The following is a 7237-nucleotide window of genomic DNA, read 5'->3' as shown; positions in this document are numbered from 1 at the left end:
ATTGATGAACGATAAAAAAGTAATATTATGAGCAATGCATACAACAAAGAACTGAGTAGTTCAATTAAAAACTCCAACAAGGAGTTCATCAAAGAACAGTATAAGCTGGACCATAAAAAAAGTGCTTCGAAGGTGTCGTTGTACTATAGTCATGGACAAACCGAAAAAACGGAAAATAGCTTCATCTCTACCAAAGAGGATAGCTTGTCCGCAGAAGCGCTCAATGATAAGACCGTAAAAGCTACCAACCTGACTGAAAATGTGGTCTTGGCGTCAAAGCAATCACTGCAGGATTCGAGTAGTACTACGAGCAATGTATCCACAGCTGCAGCAAATATGCAGATTGCTGCCAATGCCATTACAAAATTGGCAAGTGATGTTGCAGCCTTAAAATCTGTAGCAAAAAATACAGCGAATGAAAGCAAAATATTGAAGCATACCAGCAAGGCCAATGACCTGATACAAGATGCTGCTAAAAAAGCTGAAGAGGTAAGTCTGGTTTCTATGCAAGCAACCATTGAGGCAGCACAAGCCACAGCAAGTACTGTGGTGACCAATGCTGATGCGAGCTTAGATGCGATTAAAAACCTTCATTCATCTACCGCTTCAAACTACAGCAATTTACAGGAGCTTACAGTCACTGATAGCGAAAACCTCACCACTGCAAGAAAGAACGAAAAACTAGCTTCAGCAAAATTTGATGTTACCAAAAGGCAAGACATGGCCATCAAAACGACCAGAGGTCAAATCAATAAGGTATCTAATCACAACCTTACAATGATAGATCCGCAGGTGAAAGAGGGTAAAAATGAGTCTTCTCTGGTTTCAGCGATTCCAGCAGGGGATTCATTTACGATAAGCTTCGATAGCTATGATAATGAAGATAAAATCAAAGACTATCGCCTGATTGTTGCAAAATATGACGATGCTGAAGCTTTTGATATCAATATAGCCAAGGATCTGGAGCCAGGTACCTATTATCAATTTGCTCCATCAAAACACGGCAATGATAAAAAAAGAACCTACGCCCATACGTTCTATTTACTGGATGCAAAACAGCATGCCATTCCAAGTCATCACCTGGAGGTTGTAAAGGAAGAAGGAAACACCTGGCGCATTGTCGATACGGATAAGGATGCGCTTGTTTTATTCAACAATGTAGTACATCACCTTGCCGTTGATTACAAAGGGAAGCCTATTGATAAAGGAACTCCCTATGTAGCATATGTTTATGTTGTTTACAAAAACAATTATCAGCATAGCATAGACAGTACTGTAGGAGACCTGTCCCAGCCATCAGAAAGGCTGACACTTCAGGAAATGTTATATGTTCCCGAAAAAGTAAACGTATTTAATCCGTATTTCAATTCCCGAAATCTGGCCGTGTCTTTCCAATTGCCAATCGAGCAATACGAGCCTAAAAGATTGGAATACAGGATTATGGCGGTAGAAGCTAAGAATGTTGAGGCTGAAAAAATCAATAAGCAGATTGAAAAAGCCATCAATGAACTGGAAGCAGCAGAATATCACTACAATGCTGAGAATAATAAGCTGATTCAGTACACGGCAAGATACAATGAGTTAAGGCTCAGGTTTATGAGTCTAAGCAATCAAATAGAGGAGCAAAAGGCAAACCCAGATCCAAATGTCGATCTCAAAGAGTTGATTAAGCAACAAGGTCAGGCGCAGAGCGAAAGGGATGCAATGAAGGAGTTGAAAGATACGCAGGATGGAGTTACAAAAGCGGCTAAAAAACAGTACCAAAAAGCCAAGACAGAGGAAGCCGAGATGAGTAGAAAAAAGATCAATGATTTCATTTTTGATACTGATCTGATGATGACTGTGACAGCAGCAAATTACTATGTTGCAGAGCCGATAAAATGGGATACTGAAACGGCAGGTATCAAGTGGGCAGAAAGTTGGATTTCTCATGAGATAGCCAAATTCAACTTATCCCAGATGATTCTAAACGATGAGCCGGATGCGGTAACAAAACTCAGGGGTAGTTACACGAAGCAACTGGCCAAAGTAGAAACAGCACAGTCTGTATTGGTTGAACAAGAGAATGCATTGGAAGATGCCCAGGCTTTGAATGAAAAAACGCCAAAATCAGATGATGGAAAAGCCGAGATTGAAGCAGCGCTGAAAGTTGCTGAGGATAATCTAAGGAATGCCAAGAACAACCTCACCAAAGAGGAAGACAGGCTGAATGACCTGGATCGTCAAATAGAAGTAGCCAGAGAGAAGCAAGAGGACGTGTCTACTTCTAAGATTTCAAAGCTTATCAATGAAATGATAGCCACGAAATATGACATGGAAATGTATCGGAACATCATCAAGTTGATAAGAACCAATTATGTAAATAGTGAAATCGTAGAGTTTGAAGAAAAATTTGAAGACCTACTCGATGATATCCTCGACTATCTCAATCTCAAGGATGAAATCGATAAAATTGAAGAGCTTCTGAAGGAAGGTAAACTACCTAAAGTAATTATTCCTGAAGAAAGATTTAAGCCCGAAGAAGAGCCGTTACCACTTGTATTGATGTACACTGAAATTGGCAATGACGCAACGGACAATTACGGAGAGCCATTGTTTCAAAATCAATCAAGTTTCATGAGTCAGGCACTTGCTGAATTTTTGAATCTCATCAATATTGAAAATGCAAAAGATAGAGCGGATGAATTTAAGAAGCTAGTGAAAAAATACGACCCTAAGGGTATGAAAAATGAGTTGCTAGAGACACCTCGAATTAGCTACAAAGCAGTAGTACTATCCGCTTTGGCATCCGCATATATACAAGATGCCAAAGAGTATAAAAACACCCATTCGGATTATTCAGAAGAACAATCAATCATTTACAAAACACAATAGAATCATTAAAACATTATAGATATGAGTACGATACATCCAATTTCCTCAGCACCATCAAAACCGGAATACAAAAAAGTATTTGAAGATGTAACTGCTGAAAAAACCTCCCGAATTGAACAACTCAAAAGACTGGTAGAAGATGCAAAAAAGCAGCTTGCCCAGGCAGAGGCAGGCTACGAATCTTTTCAGGCTAAATCAGAGTTGTTTGAGCAATTACTTGCTAAATCTGAAAACAAACTTAGCGTTGCCACGATGCAGGACAACCTGGCCGTAGATGCAAGTCAGAAAGCAAAATCGCTGAGCCAGACTGCTTCGGTCGCAACAGCCACTGCCGACGATACCTATGCCGACACCAAGAGCCTGTTGTCTCAGGTGCAGAAAGTCGTAGAAGCTACGTTAGAGGCTGCCACGCAGATAACGCTCACCGCTGAGTTTATCATGAATCGGAAATTTTCCAATCCATTGATATCATCACAGTTGGTAACAGATGCATCGCAGGCAGCGACAGATGCCAATAAAGCAATCTCACTGATCATCAATACCTTGACTTCTACATTCAATGCCTTATCTGCAAGTAATCAAGCAAAAAATACAGCTGGAATCGTGCAGGTTGAAATAGAGTATCTATTGCAGGTATTGGTCAGCTCGTTGCAAAACATTGAGCAAGGTGATGCTGATACCATTGAAGATACCGCTAAGTCGAATTATAAGGAAGCAAGAAGTTTAGAGAAGGAAGCTCAATCTGCATTAGATGAAGTAACTCAGGCTACCATTCAGGCTAAAAATGAGATGACAAGAGCAGCTGCTGATCTGGCAAATGCTGAAGCAGCACTTAATGCAGCAGAAGCGGCAGCAGGAAGCTAAACTTTTAAAAGCCTAGTTTGTGATGGAATTAAAAACGTTTGAACATCTGTATCGGAAAATGTTTCTACAGACCAATGGGTTCATGCTCAATTGGCCCATTGGTCAGCATGTAGATGTTGGGGATTTCTTTATCCTAAAACCTAACAAGCTAAGTGTGGTGGGACATATTCCGGTAGATATTCTCAATGCTGAAAAATCTTACGATGAAGAACCTTTAGAGGTGTTTGTCCCAGCGGCAGTTCCCGATAAGAAAAGCAGCAAAAATACTGGAACGTTTCCTGCAAATGCCTGGACATGGAGGATGATGGAAGGTTGCGCATCCGATTATGTGAGCAACAAGATGTTGAAACCACATAAGAGTAAGTTGCAGCCGCCCGATGTGAATCAGTACATCACGCATTTTGAAAATGAATCCAATTTCTTTTTCAGTGCCAAAGAGGCAAGTATTAAGAAGGTTTTAGATTTTCATAAACTGCATAAGCGAATCATCCGAATACTGGCAACCCAATTTTTTAACTATAGTGAGGTGTACTTTATCACGGAGGTGGCCATTCTTCCTAATTTTTCAATGGGTATCAGTAAGCGAGCAGATGCAAAGCTTATTATGTCATTGGACAATTTCTATAATGGAGATATCATGGATGTAACGTCCTCAGAAATTCCGTTAGGTATTGAAAAAACAGAGGGTCTTAGTCAACTGAAGATAAGAGAAAAAGGAGGCCCCATTGCCTTCAGAGCTCTTAAAATGTCCCTTTCCTTAAAGGCCAAAGATGAAATCATGAAGAAGTTAAAGTATACGGAAAACAAGGATCTTGAAAAGTATATCGCAGAGATTATCGAACAAAATCTGCACAACCTAGTGCCCAGCATCGAGATCAATCCTTCCAATGCAGGGGAGTTCTTCGAATGGAGACCCATGGGTTTGGAAGATGTGGAGGTGTTTTTGAGTGGGAATTAAAGGGTTATGAAATATCCCTTGAAAATAGGCAATGATGAAAAGTCGACTATTAGGGGTGTCGCTGTTGGACAATTAAAAGCAAAAAATGATTCACTAAAACAGGTTTCAGTAGCTCCTTATGTAGCTCAACTAGCACGGGGTAAATTGCCACGCCCAGCCAGAAAAGTAGGCGGCAGGAGAGTAAGAGATCCTTTCCGTAGACAAGAAAATATTATTGTCAAAATCCTCTCAAAGCCAAGGATAGAATCAGCGATTAGACGATCTCTTGAATCAAAAGTTTGGAGGAAAATGGTTGAAATGAACCCACAACACGATAGAGGCGATTTAAGGCAAAGAGGTCAGGAAACAAACAATATTCTTCATACGGGCAGACTAGAAAGAGTAGCTCCTCATGCCAGGAATCCTTATCAAGCAATGATGAGGCATTTAAGTACAGTACTTGCTGAAGGCAATATGGAGAATTTTGTGGAAGTCCAGGCAGCAATTACTTTTTCGAATGAAGCGAGGACACAGGGAACCGTTTACGTTTCAGCCAACGCCCATGAAAGAGATTTGATTGACAATTGGGATGGAATTAGGGACAGAGCACAAACATTTGACGGTTTAGGAAATACTCGATTAGAAAGACACAGTCGCAAAGCCATTGCAGAAATAGCCGCACTCAGAGACAACTTTAATATTCAGATTGTGAGCACAGGTGTTCAAAATCAGCATGCCGAAACACGAATCGATGACCATATTCGAGATCCAAATGCAATTTATGGCGGACTAAGAAGTCCCTGCGGCGCCTGCAGAATCAATTTCCAACTAAAAGGCAGAGCTCATGCACTTTACGATCATACAGGCCAGCTCTGGACAACCAAAGCAGCCAGTTTATCCATCGAACGCTTTGCTTTGCCTATAATATCGCGCAGAGTTGTTCCCGAGAGAGTGAGATTATTAATAACAAAAGACAATGTTACTGGCATTGTAAATCGATATGTGAATGAATGGATAGCGGGCAATGAAGATAGGTTTCGACTACCACATGAAACATATGTGCAGGGACAAGAGAGTGTTCGAGACGCACGTGGGCATGATACGGACAGTGAGGAAGAAGATGCATAATAATTAAGCCTACAATGGATACGGAATTTCAGAAAGATCAGGGTAATAAGTTGCAGACTCAGTCTGCAGCCAATCAGGTGGCTCAACGGAAGTCGAATAAAACAGGACTTCCCGACAACCTCAAATCTGGAATTGAAAACCTCTCCGGACATTCCATGGATGATGTGAAGGTTCATTATAATTCCAGTAGACCAGCACAACTTCAGGCCCATGCTTTCGCCCAAGGCAACCAAATTCATTTAGCTCCTGGTCAGGAAAAACACTTACCACATGAAGCTTGGCATGTGGTACAACAGAAGCAGGGAAGGGTGAGGCCGACAATGCAATTGAAAGGCAACTCTGGAGATAGAGATGTCGACATTGTTCAGAGACACATATTTGATTGCCTTTTTTCATGTTCAGAGCCAGCAAAATTCAAGACTGAGCGAGAGCTGATTAACGATCATCTCAAGGAGTTCCTCAAAAAAGTAGAGAAAGATCTCAATTGGGGTTGGTATTCAAGAAAGTCATACTGGGAATGGGCCTCACATCAATTGAAGAATTTAGCAACCCATAATCCAACGAACGATCAAGTGTACTATGACACTCTAGTGAAAACACTGACAAGTATAGAAAAGGAAATTAATACACCAGAAAAAGAGGAGGAGTATAGTGAGGCATATAAAAGCAGAAAAAAAAGTTACGAGAGCTGGAAAACTAATTTAGTGAGTTTATTAAAAGAGAGCGAATTACAGGCCAGTATGCAAAGATTAATTGATAATGATGGAACACGAGAGCATAGTGGAGGACCTTGGATAGATAGACCTTCTGAAGAAAGACCAATCGGTCAATTACCTTCTGGTCGATTTCCGAATGCGACCCTTCGTGATATACACGATAGCAAAAAGCCTAGACCTAGTTCATCTGTAGTTAAAGCGGCATACCTTAATTCTGCTATGGCCATTTCGGATTATAAACATAGCAGTAGGCTTTATCCAAATGAAGAATTAAAATTTGCCAGTGCTAGAAACCAGTTGCATAAATCATTAGTTTTTTTTGATGGCAGCAAAAACGTAAGCAATCAACAAGTAATGACTGATCATGGATGGACATTTTTTGGTGAGAAAGGAGCGGAAAATGTTAGCGGAAGTGGGTTGTTAACGATGAGAGTCAACCTTATCAAGGCGGTAGTTTACACCAATGAATTATTTTCGTCTCACGAAAGAGGTACAGAGTATGCAACCTCTCCTGGTTCAAAATTCAAATTTATAAAGCATGAACATGGCATTTACTATTTTGACCAAGTTGCTGTAGGAACAATCTCTAGCTTACCACAGCCGGCAACAAACAGTGCTGCTACAGCTGCCGCTAGTTCCACCAACTATAGTCCTCCTTCTGCTTTGGCAAGCAATGATTCTTTTGATTTATAGGTAACCTTTCTCCCTTTTTGGTATA

The 7237-nt window shown here is 40.7% G+C and carries 5 protein-coding genes; all 5 read left to right on the top strand.

Translation table 11 applies throughout. The annotated features are described in order from the left end of the window. Positions 1–27: 27 nt before the first annotated feature. The 5 genes from ABJF57_RS10910 to ABJF57_RS10890 are packed head-to-tail and all read left to right on the top strand — an operon-like array spanning position 28 to position 7212. Positions 28–2874, top strand: coding sequence for a hypothetical protein (locus ABJF57_RS10910; protein ID WP_462228928.1), 2847 nt, complete (start codon positions 28–30; stop codon positions 2872–2874). Between the two features lie 21 nt (positions 2875–2895). After that, positions 2896–3738: a hypothetical protein gene (locus ABJF57_RS10905; protein ID WP_462228926.1), complete on the top strand. Its 843-nt coding sequence runs from the start codon at positions 2896–2898 to the stop codon at positions 3736–3738. 22 nt (positions 3739–3760) lie between these two features. Further along, entirely contained in the window at positions 3761–4696 is a 936-nt protein-coding gene (locus ABJF57_RS10900; protein WP_462235924.1) for a hypothetical protein, read from the top strand. A 6-nt stretch (positions 4697–4702) separates the two neighbouring features. After that, complete coding sequence (locus ABJF57_RS10895) at positions 4703–5803, top strand: hypothetical protein (protein ID WP_462228922.1); 1101 nt, start codon at positions 4703–4705, stop codon at positions 5801–5803. 14 nt (positions 5804–5817) lie between these two features. Then, positions 5818–7212 (top strand): eCIS core domain-containing protein, encoded by a 1395-nt coding sequence (locus tag ABJF57_RS10890; RefSeq protein WP_462228920.1) that lies wholly within the window; start codon positions 5818–5820, stop codon positions 7210–7212. Positions 7213–7237: the final 25 nt, after the last annotated feature.

Origin of the sequence: Ekhidna sp., from assembly GCF_039940915.1 — a bacterium.
GTDB lineage: Bacteria > Bacteroidota > Bacteroidia > Cytophagales > Cyclobacteriaceae > Ekhidna.
The sequence above is the reverse complement of the archived record's forward strand: the minus strand, read 5'-3'. Positions and strand labels throughout refer to the sequence as shown.